Below are 18,690 nucleotides of genomic sequence, written 5' to 3'. Positions count from 1 at the left end.
CCCGGCCCGGCTCACAACTTGCCGCCCCGCCCGCCGTCACGCCGCGGTGGCGCGATGAGCGTCGACAGATACGGCAGCGGCGTCCCGTCCAGCTCGGCGGCCGGCCGGACCGACTCCTCCGGCAGCCCGAGCGCCGACCCCCACACCGCGTCACCGATCCGTCCGGTCTCCCGCAGCGCCTCGGCGACCTCACCGGCCTGCCGCCCGAACTTGTACGCGACGACGGTCCCCGGCCCGGCCAGCGCGTCCTTGAGCACGGCGGCCCCCGCGGTCACCGGAACCAGCGTGAGCGGCTCGGTCCCCTCGGTCAGCACGGCCCCGGAACGCGCCGCGAGCTCCTGCATGGCGGTGATCCCCGGAACGGTCTCGACGACGGTGTCCGGCACCAGCTCCACGAGGGTCTGGGCGAGATACGTGAACGTCGAGTACACATTGGGGTCCCCGATGGTCGCGAAGGCGACGGCCCCGTGCTCCCGCAGCAGCCCGGCGACCCGCTCACCGGCGGCGTCCCAGGCCACCTCGCGCCGCGTCCGGTCGGTCCGCTCGTTCAGCGCGAACACCACCCGGACGACCTTCCCGGCGGGCACGTAGTGCAGCACGGTCGCCTCGGCCCGCCCGCGCTCACCGCTGTCCATCACCGGTACGACGACAACGTCTGCGGCCCGCAGCGCGTTGACCCCCTTGACGGTCACCAGCTCCGGGTCCCCGGGCCCGACTCCCACCCCGATCAGCCTGCTGCTCATGACGTCCGGCACCTCTCCACGAACCGACGGGCGACACCGGGCTCGGACGCCCAGTGCGTGTGCAGATAGCTCGCGTGCACACCGCGCTGTACAAATCCCTCGACACGCCGCTCCGGCGCCCGCACGCCCCAGGCGGGGGCGTCCCCGGCCCCCGGCTCGACGACGGTCCGGTGGAACTCGTGCCCCCGCATCCGCGTACCGGCGCCGGCCAGCGCACTGTCGCTCACGGCCACGGCGTCCCGATACCCCAGGGTCAGCCGCTCCGACATCCGCGCGGAGGCGTCCAGCACCCCGCACATGGGCAGCCCGTCGAGTTCCCGGCACAGGTACAGCAGCCCCGCACACTCGGCGGCGACGGGAGCACCGCTCTCCGCGAGGGCGGCGACGGTTTTCCTGAGCTGGTCGTTGGCGGACAGCTCGGCGGCGTACACCTCGGGAAACCCACCCCCGATGACGAGCCCGGCGGTCCGCTCGGGCAGTTCCTCGTCCCGCAACGGGTCGAAGGTGACGACCTCGGCCCCGGCAGCGGAGAGCAACTCGGCATGCTCGGCATAGGAGAACGTGAAGGCCGCCCCACCGGCGAGCGCGACCACCGGCCCGTCCAGGGCCGAAGGGGGGTCCGGGGGCACAGCCCCCGGGGCCGGGGAGGGAAGGGGCGGCGGGGGCGGAGAAACCAGAGCCTCACCCGCGTCCCAACCCGCGCCCTCCAACGCACCCGCACTCCGCGCCAGCGCGACCAACGCCGACAGATCACACCCGGCGGCCACCTGAGCGGCCATCGCCGAAACGGCCTCGACGGCCAAGGCGCCCCGCTCGGCGACCGGCACCAGCCCCAGATGCCGAGACGGCGTCTCCACCTGCGCGGCCCGCCGCAGAACCCCCATCACAGGCACCCCGACGGAGTCCAGCGCCTCCCGCAACAACTCCTCGTGCCGGTCCGAGGCGACCTTGTTGAGGATCACGCCCCCGACCCGCACCTCCGGGTCCCAGCTCACGAACCCGTGCACCAGTGCCGCCACCGACCGGGACTGCGACGACGCGTCGACGACGAGCACGACCGGCGCCCGCAACAACTTCGCCACCTGCGCGGTGGACGCCAGCTCACCCTCACCGGCGGCCCCGTCGTACAGCCCCATCACACCCTCGACCACGGCGATGTCACACCCGCCGGCACCGTGCGCGAACAGCGGAGCCACCAGCTCCGGCCCACACAGATACGCGTCGAGGTTCCGCCCCACCCGCCCGGTGGCCAGCGAGTGGTACCCGGGATCGATGTAGTCGGGCCCCACCTTGTGCGGGGACACGGCGAACCCCCGCGCGGACAGCGCGGCCATCAACCCCGTGGCGACGGTGGTCTTGCCGCTCCCCGACGAGGGCGCGGCAATCACCAACCGTGGGACCGGGCTCACCACTCGATGCCCCTCTGCCCCTTCTGCCCGGCATCCATGGGGTGCTTCACCTTGGACATGTCGGTGACGAGATCGGCGAACCCGACGAGCTTCCCGGGCGCGTTCCGCCCCGTGATCACCACATGCTGCGTCCCCGGCCGCTCCCGCAGCACGGACACCACCTCATCGGTGTCGACCCATCCCCAGTGCATCGGGTAGGCGAACTCGTCGAGCACGTACAGCCGGTACGTCTCGGCGGCGAGATCCCGCTTGACCTGCTCCCAGCCCTCGCGGGCCTTCTCCTCGTTGCTGAGGTTGTCCCCCCGCGGATCGCGCTGCACCCACGACCAGCCCTCGCCCATCTTGTGCCAGTCGACGGACCCGCCCTCACCGGAGGCGCCGAGCACCCGCAGCGCGTTCTCCTCGCCGACCTTCCACTTCGCCGACTTGACGAACTGGAACACCCCGATCGGCCACCCCTGGTTCCAGGCCCGCAACGCCAGCCCGAACGCGGCGGTCGACTTCCCCTTCCCGATGCCCGTGTGCACGACGACCAGCGGCCGGTTACGCCGCTGACGCGTCGTCAGTCCGTCGTCCGGTACGACACTCGGCTGCCCCTTCGGCACTACGCGGCCCTCCTCGAAGTCCCCTGCACATCCCTGACCAGCCCCGCGATCGAGTCGGCCCGCAGCTCGTCCAGCGTCACGGCGGTGCCGCCCAGCTCACCGGCCAACCGTCCGGCGAGCCCCAGCCGTACCGGCCCCGACTCGCAGTCCACGACCACCGAGGCGACCCCCCCGGCCGCGAACAGCCGCGCCGCACGCGAGGCCAGCGCGACCGGCTCGGGACCACCGGTGGCCCGTCCGTCGGTCACCACCACGACCAGCGGACGCCGCGCCGGATCCCGCAGCCGCTCCACCCGCAGCACGTCGTGCGCCTTGAGCAGCCCCGCCGCGAGCGGGGTCCGCCCGCCGGTCGGAAGCGACTCCAGCCGGGCCGCGGCGGCGTCCACCGACGACGTGGGCGGCAGCGCCACATCGGCCGCCGCACCCCGGAAGGTCACCAGACCCACCTTGTCCCGCCGCTGATAGGCGTCGAGCAGCAGCGACACCACGGCACCCTTCACGGCACCCATCCGCTGCCGCGCCGCCATGGACCCGGAGGCGTCCACGACGAACAGCACGAGGTTCGACTCGCGCCCCTCGCGCGCGGCCTGCCGCAGATCGTCCCGGCGCACCACCAGCCCCGGCCCTGACCGGCCCCGCGCCTTCTGGTGCGGCGCCGCAGCCTGGACAGTGGCGGCCAGATGCAGCTTGGTCAGCGCACCCTGCGGTCGCCGCGCCCCTGTCGTCCGCCCGTGCTCGGCGCGCGCCCGCGACCGCCGCCCGGCGGCACCCTCGCCGATCCCGGGCACGCTCAGCACCTTGGTGCGGAAGGGCTCGGCGGCACCCACCGGGGACCGCTCGCCGGAGCCGGCACCCGGGGGCCGCTCGGCCTCCCCGGCCTCCCCGGCCTCGGCCGGCGCCCCCGCGTCACCGCCGCCCTCCGGACCCTCCGGGCCCTCCGCGGGCGGTTGCCCGCCACCCCCGTCCGGTCCGTCCGGATCGGTGTCGGGATCGTCGTCGCCCCCGAACTCCTCCAGCGTCTCGTCGAGCTTGTCCTCGTCCAGACCGGGCGCGTCGAACGGGTTCCGCCTCCGTCGGTGGGGGAGGGCCAGCAGCGCCGCCTGCCGCACGTCCTCGGCCAGCACATCCGTCCGCCCCGCCCAGGCCGCCAGCGCCGTCGCCGTACGCGCCATCACGATGTCGGCCCGCATGCCGTCCACCTCGAACGCCGCACAGGTCGCCGCGATCTGCCGCAGCGCACCGTCGCCCAGCCGCACCGACGGCAACAGCTCCCGCGCCGCCACGATCCGCGCCCGTACGGCGGTCTCCTCGTCCGCCCACCGCGCGGCGAACCCGGCGGGATCGTCGTCGTACGCCAGCCGCCGCCGTACGACCTCCACGCGCTGGTCGGGCTCACGCGAGGCGGCCACCTCGACGGTCAGCCCGAACCGGTCGAGGAGCTGCGGCCGCAGCTCGCCCTCCTCGGGATTCATGGTCCCGACGAGCAGGAACCGTGCCGCGTGCCGTACGGAGACGCCCTCGCGCTCCACGTAGGAGGCACCCATCGCCGCCGCGTCCAGCAGCAGGTCGACCAGGTGGTCGTGGAGGAGATTGACCTCGTCGACGTACAGGATCCCCCGGTGCGCGTCGGCCAGCAGCCCCGGCTCGAACGCCTTCACGCCCTCCGCCAGTGCCCGCTCGATGTCGAGCGCCCCGACCAGCCGGTCCTCGGAGGCGCCGACGGGCAGCTCGACCATGCGGGCGGGCCGCGCGGCACCGCCCCCGTTCTCGTGCGGACCGTCCGGGCAGCCGGGGTCCGGGGCCGAGGGGGCGCAGGAGAACCGGCAGCCGGGCACCACGGCGACCTCCGGCAGCAGCGCCGACAGGGCGCGCACCGCCGTGGACTTCGCGGTGCCCTTCTCGCCGCGCACCAGCACCCCGCCGACCGCCGGGGAGACGGCGTTCAGCAGCAGCGCGAGCCGCAGGTCGTCCTGGCCGACGACGGCCGTGAACGGAAAGGGAGTGGTCACTGGTCGTCGCCCTCCAGATCGCCTTCGAGTTCCAGATAGGTGGCGCGCAGCCGCTCCAGCGTGTCCGCGTCCGGCTCCGCCCACAGTCCGCGGTCGGCGGCCTCCAGCAGCCGCTCGGTGATGCCGCGCAGCGCCCACGGGTTGGACTTCTTCATGAAGTCCCGGTTCTCCGCGTCGAAGACGTACTCCGCGCTGAGCTTCTCGTACATCCAGTCGTCGACGACCCCGGCCGTGGCGTCGTACCCGAAGAGGTAGTCGACGGTGGCCGCCATCTCGAAGGCACCCTTGTAGCCGTGCCGCCGCATCGCGGCCATCCAGCGCGGGTTGACCACCCGCGCCCGGAAGACCCGGTGCGTCTCCTCGCCCAGCGTGCGGGTCCTCACCTGGTCCGGAGTCGCCGAATCCCCCACGTACGCCTCGGGGCTGGCCCCCGTCAGGTGCCGCACCATGGCGACCATGCCGCCGTGGTACTGGAAGTAGTCGTCGGCGTCGACGAGGTCGTGCTCGCGCGTGTCGACGTTCTTCGCCGCCACCGCGATCCGCCGGAACGCCGTCTCCATGTCCCCGCGCGCGGCCCGCCCGTCGAGCCCGCGGCCGTAGGCGTAGCCGCCCCAGACCGCGTACACCTCGGCGAGATCCGCGTCGCTGCGCCAGTTCCGCGCGTCGATCAGCGGCAGCAGCCCCGCACCGTACGCCCCCGGCTTCGATCCGAAGACGCGCGCCGTGGCCCGCCGCCGGTCGCCGTGCTCGGCGGTGTCCTCGTCCGCGTGGGCGCGTACGTAGTTCCGGTCGGCCGGCTCGTCCAGCTCCGCCACCGCCCGCACCGCGTCGTCGATCAGTCCCACCACGTGCGGGAACGCGTCCCGGAAGAACCCCGAGATGCGGACCGTCACGTCGATGCGCGGCCGGCCCAGCTCCTCGAGCCCGACCACCTCGAACCCGGTCACCCGCCTCGACGCGTCGTCCCACACCGGACGGCACCCCAGCAGTGCCAGGATCTCGGCGATGTCGTCGCCCTGGGTGCGCATCGCCGACGTCCCCCACACCGTGAGGCCGACGGACTTCGGGTACTCGCCCGTGTCCTGCAGGTACCGCTGCACCAGCGAGTCGGCGAGGGCCTGCCCGACCTCCCAACTCAGCCGTGAGGGAATCGCCTTGGGGTCGACGGAGTAGAAGTTCCGCCCGGTGGGGAGCACGTTGACCAGCCCGCGCGTGGGCGAACCCGACGGTCCCGCCGGGACGTAACCGCCGTCCAGCGCCCGCAGGATGTGCCCGATCTCGTCCGTCGTCCGGGCCAGCCGGGGCACCACCTCCTCGCACGCGAACCGCACCACGGCCACCGCGTCGGGGAGTTCCGTGCCCAGCACCTCGCGCACCAGCGCGGGGACCGTGTCGGCCGACCAGCCGCGCTCCTCCATGCCCTCCGCGATCCGCCGGCACAACCGCTCCAGCAGGTCGATCGCGTCGGCGCCCGTGCGTGCCGGGCCGTCCACCAGATCCGTCAGCTCCACCGGTACCTTCACCGGCGCGCCCGGCTCGGCCAGCAGCTCCTTCTCCACCAGCCCGAAGTACCCGGCCAGTGCGGCTCGCAGGCCCGGCAGCGCGTTCGCCTGCCCGCCCCACACCTGCGAGGCGCGCAGCACCGCCAGGACGAGGTTCACGCGCGGCTCGCCGACCGGGCCGCCGCCGAGAATGTGCAGACCGTCCCTGATCTGCACGTCCTTGATCTCGCACAGATAGCCGTCGATGTGCATGACGAACTGGTCGAAGTCGTCGTCACCCGGCTGGTCGTCGACATGCAGGTCGTGGTGCAGCTCGGCGGCCTTCACCAGGGTCCAGATCTGCGCGCGCACCGCCGGTGCCTTCGCCGGGTCCAGGTCGGAGACCAGCGCGTACTCGTCGAGCAGCTGCTCCAGCTTCGCCAGATCGCCGTAGGTGTCGGCCCGCGCCATCGGCGGCACCAGATGGTCGACGACCGTGGCGTGCCCGCGCCGCTTGGCCTGGGTGCCCTCGCCGGGGTCGTTCACGATGAACGGGTAGATCAGCGGCAGGTCGCCGAGCACCGCGTCCGGCGCGCACCCGGCGCCCAGTCCCAGCCCCTTGCCCGGCAGCCACTCCATCGTGCCGTGCTTGCCCATGTGCACGATCGCGTCGGCGCCGAACCCCCCCTCCGATGCCGCAGCCTCCAGCCAGCGGTAGGCCGCCATGTAGTGGTGCGACGGCGGCATGTCGGGGTCGTGGTAGATCGCGATCGGGTTCTCCCCGAAACCGCGCGGCGGCTGGATCATCACCACGACGTTCCCGAACCGCAGGGACGCCAGCACGATGTCGTCCCCGTCGACGTACAGCGACCCCGGCGGCTCGCCCCACGCCTGACGCATCCCGTCCCGCAGCTCCGGGTCCAGCTTCTCGAACCAGGCCCGGTAGTCCGCCAGCGGCACCCGCGCGGGCGCGGCGGCCAGCTGCTCCTCGGTCAGCCACTCGACGTCGTGACCGCCGGCCCCGATCAGCCGGTGGATCAACTCGTCCCCGCCGGAGGGGTATCCGTCGACCGCGTACCCCGCCTCCCGCAGCGCGTCCAGCACCCGCACCGCCGACGCGGGCGTGTCCAGACCGACCGCGTTGCCGACGCGCGAGTGCTTCGTCGGATAGGCGGTGAAGACGAGCGCGAGCTTCTTCCCGGCGTTCGGCTTGTGCCCCAGCCGGGCGTGCCGTACGGCGATCCCGGCCACCCGCGCGGCCCGCTCCGGGTCGGCGACGTACACCGGGACGTCGTCCGGGCCCTGCTCCTTGAAGGAGAACGGGACCGTGATCAGCCGGCCGTCGAACTCCGGGATGGCGACCTGCATCGCCGCGTCCATGGGGGAGAGGGCGGCGTCGGACTCCTCCCACGCGGCGCGCGACGACGTCAGGCAGAGCCCTTGCAGCACCGGCACGTCCAGGTCGGCGAGCGCCCCGATGTCCCAGGCCTCCTCGTCACCGCCCGCCGACGCCTGCGAGGCGTGCGTGCCGCCGGCCGCGAGCACGGTGGCGACGAGGGTGTCGGCCCCGGCCAGCAGCTCGTACAGTTCCGGGTCGGCGTCGCGCAGCGAACCGCAGTAGACGGGGAGGGCGTTGGCGCCCCGCGCCTCGATCGCGTCGCACAGCGTGTCCACGAAGGCGGTGTTGCCGCTCAGTTCGTGCGCCCGGTAGAAGAGCACGCCGACCGTCGGACGGCCCTGTTCCAGGACACGTTCGCCGTGGACGCCGTACTCCGGCATCTTCCGCGGCTCCTCGAAGCCCTCGCCGGTCAGCAGCACGGTGTCCGACAGGAACCGGGCCAGCTCGGTGAGGTTGTCCGGGCCGCCCTCGACGAGGTACCGCAGCGCCTCCGCCACCACACCGGCCGGCACCGTCGACTCGGCCATCAACTCCGCGTCCGGCACGGCCTCCCCGCCGAGCAGCACCGTCGGGACGCCGGACGCCTTCAGCGCCGCGAGCCCGTCCTCCCAGGCGCGCTTGCCGCCCAGCAGCCGTACGACGGCGAGGTCCGCCCCGTCGAGCAGCGCGGGCAGTTCGTCGGCCACGTCCACGCGGGTCGGGTTGCCGATCCGGTAGGAGGCGCCGGAGGCACGGGCCGCCAGCAGGTCCGTGTCGGCGGTCGACAACAACAACACAGTGCTCATGCGGGCGCTCCCGGTGGAATGAAAGGCAGTCCTTGCGGCGCGCCGGACTCGATGAGCCGCCACAGCGCGTCCGTGTCCGCGTGCTGTTCGATCAGATCGCCGAGCCGGTCGAGCTGCTCCTCGCGCAGCGCGGCGAACGAGGTGTCGGGGGCCGGCACGAAGCGGCGGCCCGCGGCGGCGGCCACCTTGCGCAGGAAGGCCCGCCGGAAACCGTCCGACTCCAGCGAGCCGTGCCAGTGCGTGCCCCAGGTCTTGCCGACCCGGCAGCCGTCCAGGCTGTTCCCGTGGTCATCGGAGATGAACGTCTCTCCCCCCAGCACCTCGGCGATCCCGTGATGGATCTCGTACCCCTCGACGGGCTCCCCGAGGGCCTCCCCGACGGGCCGTGCGAGCGTCTTCTCGCGGGCGAACCGTACCCGCACGGGCAGGATCCCGAGCCCGTCGACCCGCCCCCGCCGGCTCTCGACGTCGTCCTCGATGGACTGCCCGAGGACCTGGAAGCCCCCGCAGATCCCGAGCACGGGCCGACCCTCGGCCGCCCGCCGCCTCAGCGCGTCCGCGAGCCCGCGCTCCCGCAGCCACTCCAGCGCCCGTACGGTCCCGCGGGTGCCGGGCACGACCACGAGGTCGGCGTCGGCCAGTTCCTCGGGACGGTCCACGAACCGCACCACGACGCCCGGTTCGGCGGCGAGCGCGTCCATGTCGGTGAAGTTGGACATCAGCGGCACCGCGCACACGGCGACCCGCAGCACGTCCTCGCCGACCGGCGCGGCCACCGTGGACTCCCGTACGGCGCCCCGCAAGGACACCCGGAGTCCGTCCTCCTCGTCGATGCCGAGCCCGTGCCGGAACGGCAGCACGCCGTACGTCCGCCGCCCGGTCAGGCCGTGCAGCATGTCCAGGCCCGGTTCCAGCAGCGACACGTCGCCCCGGAACTTGTTCACCAGGAACCCGGCGACGAGCTCCTGGTCCTCGGGGGAGAGCAGCGCGACGGTGCCGAAGAAGGACGCGAAGACACCGCCCCGGTCGATGTCGCCGACCACCAGGACCGGCAGCCCGGCGCCCCGGGCGATCCCCATGTTCACGATGTCGGTGCGCCGCAGATTGATCTCGGCCGGGCTGCCGGCCCCCTCACAGATCACCGCGTCATACGTGCCCCGCAACTGCTCCAGACAGTCCAGCACCGTGCCCAGCAGCCGCTGCTGCCGCCCGCCGTGGTACCCGCGCGCGCTCAGCTCGCCGACCGGCTTGCCCAGCAGCACCACCTGGCTGGACCGCTCGCCGCCCGGCTTGAGCAGCACCGGGTTCATCAGCGCCGTCGGCTCGACGCGGCAGGCCTGGGCCTGCATGGCCTGCGCCCGCCCGATCTCCGCACCCTCCCGCGTCACGAACGAGTTCAGCGACATGTTCTGCGCCTTGAACGGCGCGACCTTGACGCCCTGCCGCACCAGCCACCGGCAGATCCCGGCGGTCACCACGCTCTTGCCGGCGTCCGAGGTGGTCCCGGCGACCAGCAGCCCTCCACCGCTCACGATGCACGTCCCTTCATGACGCTCCGCGCGGCGGCACCGACCCCGAGCGCGAGCCAGCCGACCCGCCGTGAGAGCCGTACCGCCCGGTCGATGTCGGCCACGGCGACGGCGCGCCCGCCGCCGTTGAGGACGGGCCGGTGCTCGACCCGCCCGCCGTAGGAGAGGGTCCCGCCGAGCCGTACGCCGAGCGCGCCCGCGAAGGACGCCTCGACCGGCCCGGCGTTGGGGCTCGGATGCCCGGCCGCGTCCGCGCGCCACGCCCGCGCGGCCCCGCGCGGGTCCGGTCCCGCGAGCGCGGCGAGTACGGCGGTCAGCCGCGCCCCGGGCCACCCGGCGACGTCGTCGAGGCGGGCGGAGGCCCAGCCGTAGCGGCGGTGGCGGGGGGACTTGTGGCCGACCATCGCGTCCAGCGTGTTGACGGCCCGGAACCCGAGGAGGCCCGGCACCCCGGCGACGGCGCCCCACACCAGGGCGCCCACCACGGCGTCGGAGGTGTTCTCGGCGACGGACTCGACCACCGCGCGGGCGATCCCGTCGGCGTCCAGCGCCTGCGGGTCCCGGCCGCACAGGTGCGGCAGCCGTGCCCGGGCCGCCTCGACGTCCCCGGCCTCCAGCGCCCGTCCGACGGCGCGGGCCTCACGGGCCAGCGAGGTCCCGCCGACGACGGCCCAGGTGGCGACACCGGTCAGGGCGGCGGAGGCGGCGGGGGAGGAGCGTACACAGCGGGAGGCGAGGCTTCCCAGGGCGACGGCCGAGCCGACGCACACGGCGGTGTGCACCGCGCCCCGGCCCCGGTCGTCCCGCCACAGCACCCGTTCCACGGCAGCCGCGGCCCGCCCGAAAGCGGCGACCGGATGCCCCCGGCGGGGATCGCCGAGCAGCAGGTCGCCGAGGAGGCCGGCGGCGGCGCCGTACGCGAACACGCGATCGGCACCCATGGGTTCAGCCGGTGACGGATCCGGAGGGAGCGGCCCCGGAACGGGGTGGGGTGTCGCTGGTCGACCTCGGCAGGCAGCCGCGCATGGCGTTATGTCCTCACTCAGGGTGTCCACGCCCTGGTTCGACGAGACCGGCGGTGAGAGTTCCTGGCTCCCGGGGTGTTCACCCCGGTGACAGTGGCGGGACCGCGCCGGAATCGCACCGGCTTCCTCTCCTGCCGCCGTAGTGGCTGAGGCAGTCCACCACGGCCCCGGAAGGGCCGTCAACTTGCCGTTGACCTGCGAGGCTGAAGTGTGCTGAGGCCCACAGGGGGACTCCGGTGGGTGAACCGCGAGCGGGGGCGCGCACAGGCGAGCGGGCGGTGCGGGTGCCGAGGCTCCCGCACCGCCCGTCCGTATGGGCGTGGCCCGTGATCAGGCCATGATCAGATAGATGCCGTACCCCACCGCCGCCACGCACGCCGCGAAGCAGGCGTAGGCGCCGGTGACCGCCAGGGCCGCGGACTGGCCCTGCGCGGCGGCCCGCTCGCGGTGGGACAGGCCGTTGATGCCGAGGGTGAACAGGCCCACCAGGGCCACGGTGACCACGAGGCTGACGCCGAAGACGGAACCGAGGGCCGCCCAGTCGATCTTCATGGTGCTCTTCTTCCTTCGTACCGGGGCTACCGGGTCGCGGTCAGACGGTGGTCGGGGCCGCCGGGTCGGCGAGGGCCGGCGCCGGGATGGTGGCCGAGAGCTCCTCGGTCACGGTGCCCGTGGGAGGCGGGGTGACCGCGGCCATGGCCGCGGTGACCACACCGGCCGGCTCCTCGTCGGCGGCATCGGTGCCGTTGACGTTGGTGTGGTCGACGACCTCGCGCCGGGACAGCTTCCAGATCGCGGCACTGGAGGCGATCAGGAAGACGGCCACGAGGGCGGTGCCCCAGTCGCCGAAGCCGCAGACCCACTCGGCGAGCGCCGCGACCAGGGCCGCCGCCGGCAGCGTCAGACCCCAGGCGATGAACATCCGGGTGGCCGTCGACCAGCGGACGACACCGCCCTTGCGGCCCAGGCCCGCGCCCATCACGGAACCGGAAACGGAATGCGTGGTGGAGAGGGAGAAGCCGAGGTGCGAGGAGGCCAGGATGACCGTCGCGGCGCTGGTCTGGGCGGCGAAACCCTGCTGCGGCTGGAGATCGGTCAGGCCCTTGCCCATGGTGCGGATGATGCGCCAGCCGCCGAGGTAGGTGCCGAGCGCGATGGCGAGGCCCGCGGAGAGGATGACCCACAGCGGCGGGTCGGAGTCGGGGGTGACGGCACCGCCGGCGACCAGGGCGAGGGTGATGATGCCCATCGTCTTCTGGGCGTCGTTGGTGCCGTGGGCCAGGGAGACCAGGCCGGCGGAGGCGATCTGTCCGGCGCGGTAGCCCTTCTCGGAGGCCTTGCCGTCGGCCTTCCTGCCCAGGCGGTAGGTCAGCCGGGTGGCGAACATCGCGGCGACGCCGGCCACCAGCGGGGCGGCGATCGCGGGGAGCAGGACCTTGGTGACGAGGACGTCGCCGTGGACCGCGCCGAGACCGGCGGAGGCGACGGCGGCGCCGATCAGGCCGCCCATGAGGGCGTGCGAGGAACTGGACGGCAGACCGACCAGCCAGGTCAGGAGGTTCCAGAGGATCGCGCCGACCAACGCGGCGAAGATGACCTCGGGACGGATGCCGGCCTCGTCGACGAGGCCCTTGGAGATCGTGTTGGCGACCTCCACCGAGAGAAAGGCGCCCACAAGGTTCAGCACGGCGGACATGGCCACCGCGACCTTGGGTTTGAGTGCACCGGTCGAAATGGTCGTTGCCATCGCGTTCGCGGTGTCGTGGAAACCGTTCGTGAAATCGAACGCGAGTGCGGTTACCACCACAATCGCGAGGATCAGCGAGAAGCTTTCCATTTACCCAGGCAATCGTTCGAGGTCATTGGCTGGTCGAACGTAAGTAACCAGGATGAACGGAAGATGAACTGGAACGGGCATCGTGGTGACCGTAAGAGGGGGTGGAGGCTCCGCCGGATGGAGTGAGGCCGCCTGGCAGGATCACGGCATGACTGAGCAGCGGTGGGACGGGCGGGGGGCGCGGGGCAGGCGCGTGCGCGAGGAGGAGGCGCACGCCTGGGCGGAACTGGTCGGGACCGCGCGCCGGACCGTCGCCGACGGGCTCGTCGTCGGCACCTCCGGCAACGTCTCGGTGCGGGTCGGCGGGACCGTCCTGGTCACGCCGTCGGGAGTACCGTACGACCGGCTGACGCCGGACGACGTGACGGGCGTCGACCTCACCGGCCGGCAGGTCCTCGGCTCGCTCGTCCCCACCAGCGAGCTGCCCATGCATCTGGCCGTGTACCGGACGACCGGGGCGCGCGCCGTCGTGCACACGCACGCGGTGCACGCGACGGCCGTCTCCACGCTCGTCGACGAGCTGCCGCTGATCCACTACATGGCGGCGGCGCTCGGCGGGCCCGTCCGGGTCGCCCGCTACGCGACGTACGGCACGGACGAACTGGCCGAGAACATGCTCCGCGCCCTCGACGGCCGCACCGGCTGCCTCCTGCGGAACCACGGCACCGTCACCCACGGCACGACCCTCACCCGGGCCTACGACCGCACGGCCCAGCTGGAATGGATGTGCCGCCTCTGGCTGACCGCGTCCTCGGTCCCCGGCCTGTCCCCGCACCTGCTGACCCCGGAACAACTGACGGAGGCGGGCGAACGCCTGCGGGGGTACGGGCAACACGCCGGCCCGTCCGGTGATTGAGGGCGAGGTCCGTTCGGGGCCGGAAGGGGGTCCGGGGGCGCAGGCCCCAGGGGCGGGAGGGGGAGGGGCGGCGGGGGCGAGAACCCCACCCCGGCGACCCCACGCCCGCGTGACCGCGCCCCACGGACGGGAGATGTGCGGGCGCAGGCCGGCTGTGCCGTGTCCGCTGGCCGGGTACACGTTCCGACATGACACTGGAGAACGTGCGCACTGCCAGAGCGACGGCCGCTGCCGTCACCGCCGTGATAGGGGCCGGCGCCGCCGCGGTGGCCGTCGGCCGGTTCGCCAGCGACGCCGCGCTCAGGACGCCCCCGGGCGGGCCCCTGCCCACCGAACCCGGACTCACCGTCCACGCCACCGCCGCCGGCCAGGTCGCCCTCACCAGGGATCTCGCCACGCTGCGGCCCGGACGTCACGGTCTCGCCGGTGACGGCTTCCACGCGGTCGTCGGACCCGTGCTGCCCGGCCCCCCGGACTCCGCCGACACCGTCGTACGCCGCCTCGAACGCGTCACGTACGGCACCCTGGAGCCCGGCGACCGTGCCTGGCTCACCCCGAACCTGTACGTCGGCGACCCGGGCAGCGCCCTCGGCCTGGACCACACCGGTCTCGACATCCCCGGCGAACTCGGACCGCTGCCCGCATGGTTCGTGCCGGGTGCCCGGGACACCTGGGTGATCGCCGTCCACGGCCTCGGCACCACCCGGGAACACACCATGAACCTCATGGAGTTCCTGCACCGCCACCGCTTCCCGGTGCTCGCCCCCGCCCACCGGGGAGACCCCGGCGCGCCGCGCTCCCCGGACGGCCTCAGCCACCTCGGCGAGACGGAGTGGCGCGATCTCGACGCGGCGCTCCACCACGCCGTGGACTCCGGCGCCCGGCAGGTCGTCCTGTACGGCTGGTCCACCGGCGCGACCATGGCGCTGCGCGCCGCCGCCCGCTCCGAGGTACGCGCACGCGTCGCCGGTATCGTCCTGGACTCCCCGGTGCTCAGCTGGGAGGCGACCCTGCGCGCCCTCGCCAGGGCCCGGCACACCCCGGGCGCGCTGCTGCCGCTCGCGGTCCGCGCCGCCCAGGGACGCACGGGCCTGTACGGCGACCGCAGGCCCGGCGCCGTCCACCTGGACCGGATCGCGGTCCCCACGCAGATCTTCCACGGCCCCGACGACACGGTGGCGCCCTGGCGGTTCTCCCGCCGCCTCGCCGCCGACCACCCGAACACCATCACCCTGCACGCCGTCAGGGACGCCCCGCACGGCGCGATGTGGAACGCCGACCCGGGGGCCTACGAAGAGGCGCTGCGGCGCTTCCTCACGCCCCTGATGTGACCGCGCGGAGGGAGCGCCGGACAGCCGGTGCCGGGGATTCCGTTTAAGGCCGTACCAGTGGCCTGAATCCCTCCCTCCGACCGCGTCCGGGGCCGAGACGCGAGCCGCCTGGGCGTTCCCGTCGGCATTCCGTTTGGGTTTTCGGACCGTCAACCGGAAGACTGCACCCGTGACGTCCCGTATCCCGCGCGACTCCAGGCTCCGACTCGTCCGCCCGCGACCCCTGGCCGCCGCCCCCACAGCGGTCAACCAGCGGCGCTCGCGCCGCCCCGCGCCACGACCCCCGGAGGGCACGCCGGCACCGGCGGAGCTGGCCAGAATGGCACGCTCCGGTCTGGCCGCCGCGGCCCGCGTCGCCCGCTGGGCCGACGCCGCCCTCGGCCCCGGCGGGGACAGCGCCACCGCCGACGGCAAGGCCACCCTCTCCGACGCGACCGCCGAACGGGCGGCCTGTGCTCTGGGCCTGACCCCCGCTCAGGTCCGCGCCGACTGGGACACCGCCCGCCTGGCCGGCCTCATCGAGGTGCACGGCGACAGCGCCCGCCCGGGCTGGCGGCTGCGCGCCTGGGACCGCGACGACAGTGCCGTGCTGCGCGGCTGGGTCGCCCTCTGCGACGCCTGGTCGCTCGCCCACCCGGAACCCGAGGAGTACGAGGCCGCCGCCGTCGCCGAGGCCGTCACGGCCATGCCGCAGGTCCTCTCCTTCCTCCAGCTCTCCGCCGGCCCGGTGCCCGTACCCCAGCTCCTCGACCTCCTCCAACAACGAGTCACCGAACTCCGCACGGAACGCTGCGAGGTCGACTACACCCCGCAGCCCGAGCCCGGCTCCGGGTCCGGCCGGGAACTCAGACCCAGGGTGCCGCTTCAGCGGCCCCGCCCCGCGCTCGCCGGGCCGGCCGCCGCCGACGCCCCCCTCGAGCCGCTGCTCGACTGGGCGCTGCGTGCCCTCGCCTCCGTCGGCGCCCTCACCTACGGCGACGGACAGGCCACGCTCACCCCGCTCGGCAGCTGGGCGGTGTGGGTCAAGCTGGAGCAGATCTGCGTCGCCGCGCAGAGCCCCGCCGGGAACATCGAGCAGGGTGCCGAGGACATGCTGCGCGGCTGCGCCCAGCTGCGCCCCAACGCGGCCCGCGCCGAATACCGCGCCTGGCTCGCCGCCAGGCCGGTCGGCAGCGCCGTCACGGAGCTGATCGACGCCGCCCGGGGCGAGGACGCCCTGCTGCGCGGCCTCGCCTTCGAGGCGCTGCGCGTGGTCGGCTCCCCGGCCGAGCCCGAGGTCCGCGCCGTGCTCGACGAGCCGACGCTGCGGCCGTACGCCCTGCTGTGGCTCGCCGAGCACGACGGCGCCGACCCCGAGGACGCCCACGAGGTCCTCACCCGCGAGGAGGCCACCTGGCTGTGGGTGGACACCGCGGCCGCCGTCGCCGACCACGGCGAGGCCCCGCTGCTGGTCCGCCATCTGGAGTCCGCGGTCCAGCCGACCGTCCCCGCGCTGCTCACCGAGGTACGCGCCGTCGGCCACCCGCGCACCGTCCAGGTCCTGGTCGCCCTGGCCGCCGCCCACCCCGACCCGGCCCTGGCCAAGGCGGTCCGCCGAGCCGCCTTCCAGGTCCACACCGGCGGCTGACCGGGTTCCGGGTTCCGGGTTCCCGTCCCGGGCGCGTACGCGCCGAAGCCTCAGATGCCGCCGAGGCCGCGGAAGCCCGTGGTCCTGGTCCGCCGGTGGTGCGCGTCGGCGTCGTCCACGACGGCGTACACCACCGGCCGGACCCGCGCCCTTCACCCCGCCGCGCCCCTTCGTGCCCGGCGGCACCACGCCGTCGCCCCGCGCCGGCTCGGCGCGCACCACCGTGCCGTCCCCGCCCGCGCACCGACGGCTCCGTGAGGCCGAGAGCCTCCGTGAGCCGCCCGGCCCGGCGCCGGCCGCCGACGACCGCCGGGCACACCCGCGCCCGGAAAAGTGGTTGCACGGCCCCGTTAGAATGGCTCGTATGGCCATTCTCCTCGCGCATTAGACGGCGGGAACGTCCTCAGCCGCCCACCGCCACCCCATACCTGCCCTGGAGTCTGTCCGTGATCTCCGCCTCCGGCATCGAGCTGCGCGCCGGTGCCCGTGTCCTCATCGAAAGCGCCACCTTCCGCGTCGCCAAGGGCGACCGCATCGGCCTCGTCGGCCGCAACGGCGCAGGCAAGACCACCCTCACCAAGGTCCTCGCCGGCCAGGGCATCCCCGCCGGCGGTACCGTCACCCGCTCCGGCGAGGTCGGCTACCTGCCCCAGGACCCGCGCACCGGCGACCTCGACGTCCTCGCCCGTGACCGCATCCTCTCCGCCCGCGGTCTCGACGCACTGATCCGCAAGATGCGCGACAACGAGCAGCGCATCGCCAACGGCCAGGGCGCCACCCGCGAGAAGGCGCTCAAGCAGTACGAGCGCCAGGAGACCGAGTTCCTCACCAAGGGCGGGTACGCCGCCGAGGCCGAGGCCGCCACCATCGCCGCCGCGCTGAACCTGCCCGACCGCGTGCTCGGCCAGCCCCTGCACACCCTCTCCGGCGGTCAGCGCCGCCGCGTCGAGCTCGCCAGGATCCTGTTCTCCGACGCGGACACCCTGCTGCTCGACGAGCCGACCAACCACCTCGACGCCGACTCGATCGTCTGGCTGCGCGACTACCTCAGGTCCTACCGCGGCGGCTTCATCGTGATCTCCCACGACGTCGACCTGGTCGAGACGGTCGTGAACAAGGTGTTCTACCTGGACGCCAACCGCGCGCAGATCGACGTCTACAACATGGGCTGGAAGCTCTACCAGCAGCAGCGCGAGGCGGACGAGAAGCGTCGCAAGCGCGAGCGGCAGAACGCCGAGAAGAAGGCGTCCGCGCTGCATTCGCAGGCCGACAAGATGCGCGCCAAGGCCACCAAGACCGTCGCCGCGCAGAACATGGCCCGCCGGGCGGACAAGCTGCTGGCCGGCCTGGAGGCCGAGCGGAAGTCCGACAAGGTCGCCAAGCTGCGCTTCCCCGAGCCGTCCCCGTGCGGCAAGACCCCGCTCATGGCGGAGGGACTGTCGAAGTCCTACGGCTCGCTGGAGATCTTCACCGACGTCGACCTGGCCATCGACAAGGGTTCCCGCGTCGTCATCCTCGGCCTCAACGGCGCGGGCAAGACCACCCTGCTCCGTCTCCTCGGCGGCGCCGAGAAGCCCGACACCGGCCGGGTCATCGAGGGTCACGGCCTCAAGCTGGGCTACTACGCGCAGGAGCACGAGACCCTCGACCCGGAGCGCACGGTCCTGGAGAACATGCGCTCCGCCGCCCCCGACCTCGACCTCGTCGAGGTCCGCAAGACGCTCGGCTCGTTCCTGTTCTCCGGCGACGACGTCGACAAGCCGGCCGGTGTCCTCTCCGGCGGCGAGAAGACCCGTCTGGCGCTGGCGACCCTCGTGGTCTCCTCGGCCAACGTGCTGCTCCTCGACGAGCCCACCAACAACCTCGACCCGGCCAGCCGCGAGGAGATCCTCGGCGCGCTGCGCACGTACAAGGGCGCGGTCGTCCTCGTCACGCACGACGAGGGTGCCGTCGAGGCGCTCCAGCCGGAGCGGATCATCCTGCTGCCGGACGGCGTCGAGGACCTGTGGGGCGCCGACTACGCGGACCTGGTCGCCCTCGCCTGAGAGACGTCA

At 73.6% G+C, this 18,690-nt stretch carries 13 protein-coding genes and 1 riboswitch; of the genes, 4 read left to right on the top strand and 9 right to left on the bottom strand.

Annotation, left to right across the window (positions count from 1 at the left end):
- Positions 1–11: 11 nt before the first annotated feature.
- The 9 genes from cobI to ACH4VX_RS07310 all read right to left on the bottom strand — a co-directional run bounded on the left by cobI (position 12) and on the right by ACH4VX_RS07310 (position 12,822).
- Entirely contained in the window at positions 12–743 is a 732-nt protein-coding gene (gene cobI / locus ACH4VX_RS07350; protein WP_398366382.1) for a precorrin-2 C(20)-methyltransferase, read from the bottom strand.
- Positions 740–2,155, bottom strand: a complete 1,416-nt coding sequence (locus ACH4VX_RS07345) for a cobyrinate a,c-diamide synthase (RefSeq protein ID WP_398366381.1) — start codon at positions 2,153–2,155, stop codon at positions 740–742. Before ACH4VX_RS07345 ends, cobI begins: the two co-directional genes overlap by 4 nt.
- Positions 2,149–2,757, bottom strand: coding sequence for a cob(I)yrinic acid a,c-diamide adenosyltransferase (gene cobO / locus ACH4VX_RS07340; protein ID WP_398366380.1), 609 nt, complete (start codon positions 2,755–2,757; stop codon positions 2,149–2,151). Before cobO ends, ACH4VX_RS07345 begins: the two co-directional genes overlap by 7 nt.
- Complete coding sequence (locus ACH4VX_RS07335; RefSeq protein WP_398366379.1) at positions 2,757–4,766, bottom strand: putative cobaltochelatase; 2,010 nt, start codon at positions 4,764–4,766, stop codon at positions 2,757–2,759. Before ACH4VX_RS07335 ends, cobO begins: the two co-directional genes overlap by 1 nt.
- A complete protein-coding gene (gene cobN / locus ACH4VX_RS07330; RefSeq protein WP_398366378.1) occupies positions 4,763–8,431 on the bottom strand; it encodes a cobaltochelatase subunit CobN in 3,669 nt (1,222 codons plus the stop codon). The genes ACH4VX_RS07335 and cobN overlap by 4 nt, the downstream gene beginning before the upstream one ends.
- Positions 8,428–9,963 carry a cobyric acid synthase gene (locus ACH4VX_RS07325; protein ID WP_398366377.1) on the bottom strand — a complete coding sequence of 512 codons (1,536 nt, stop codon included), beginning with the start codon at positions 9,961–9,963 and terminating at the stop codon, positions 8,428–8,430. Before ACH4VX_RS07325 ends, cobN begins: the two co-directional genes overlap by 4 nt.
- Positions 9,960–10,901, bottom strand: coding sequence for a cobalamin biosynthesis protein (locus ACH4VX_RS07320; protein WP_398366376.1), 942 nt, complete (start codon positions 10,899–10,901; stop codon positions 9,960–9,962). Before ACH4VX_RS07320 ends, ACH4VX_RS07325 begins: the two co-directional genes overlap by 4 nt.
- A 121-nt stretch (positions 10,902–11,022) precedes the next feature.
- Positions 11,023–11,161: riboswitch (cobalamin riboswitch) on the bottom strand.
- Positions 11,162–11,315: 154 nt separating this feature from the next.
- Complete coding sequence (locus tag ACH4VX_RS07315) at positions 11,316–11,537, bottom strand: hypothetical protein (protein WP_398366375.1); 222 nt, start codon at positions 11,535–11,537, stop codon at positions 11,316–11,318.
- A gap of 40 nt (positions 11,538–11,577) precedes the next feature.
- Positions 11,578–12,822 (bottom strand): anion permease, encoded by a 1,245-nt coding sequence (locus ACH4VX_RS07310; RefSeq protein ID WP_398366374.1) that lies wholly within the window; start codon positions 12,820–12,822, stop codon positions 11,578–11,580.
- Positions 12,823–12,970: 148 nt separating this feature from the next.
- On the opposite strand from ACH4VX_RS07310, the gene ACH4VX_RS07305 reads away from it, so the two are divergent.
- From ACH4VX_RS07305 to ACH4VX_RS07290, 4 genes are all read left to right on the top strand, one after another.
- Positions 12,971–13,678: a class II aldolase/adducin family protein gene (locus ACH4VX_RS07305; RefSeq protein ID WP_398366373.1), complete on the top strand. Its 708-nt coding sequence runs from the start codon at positions 12,971–12,973 to the stop codon at positions 13,676–13,678.
- Between the two features lie 203 nt (positions 13,679–13,881).
- Positions 13,882–15,009, top strand: a complete 1,128-nt coding sequence (locus tag ACH4VX_RS07300; protein ID WP_398366372.1) for an alpha/beta hydrolase — start codon at positions 13,882–13,884, stop codon at positions 15,007–15,009.
- Between the two features lie 169 nt (positions 15,010–15,178).
- Positions 15,179–16,636 carry a hypothetical protein gene (locus tag ACH4VX_RS07295; protein ID WP_398366371.1) on the top strand — a complete coding sequence of 486 codons (1,458 nt, stop codon included), beginning with the start codon at positions 15,179–15,181 and terminating at the stop codon, positions 16,634–16,636.
- Positions 16,637–17,082: 446 nt separating this feature from the next.
- The gene (locus ACH4VX_RS07290; RefSeq protein ID WP_398366370.1) at positions 17,083–18,681 is read left to right on the top strand and encodes an ABC-F family ATP-binding cassette domain-containing protein; all 1,599 of its coding nucleotides are present in this window, start codon (positions 17,083–17,085) and stop codon (positions 18,679–18,681) included.
- The last annotated feature ends 9 nt before the right edge of the window (positions 18,682–18,690 follow it).

It is taken from the genome of Streptomyces sp. NPDC020731, from assembly GCF_044334705.1.
In the GTDB taxonomy this organism is placed as follows: domain Bacteria; phylum Actinomycetota; class Actinomycetes; order Streptomycetales; family Streptomycetaceae; genus Streptomyces.
The sequence above is the reverse complement of the archived record's forward strand: the minus strand, read 5'-3'. Positions and strand labels throughout refer to the sequence as shown.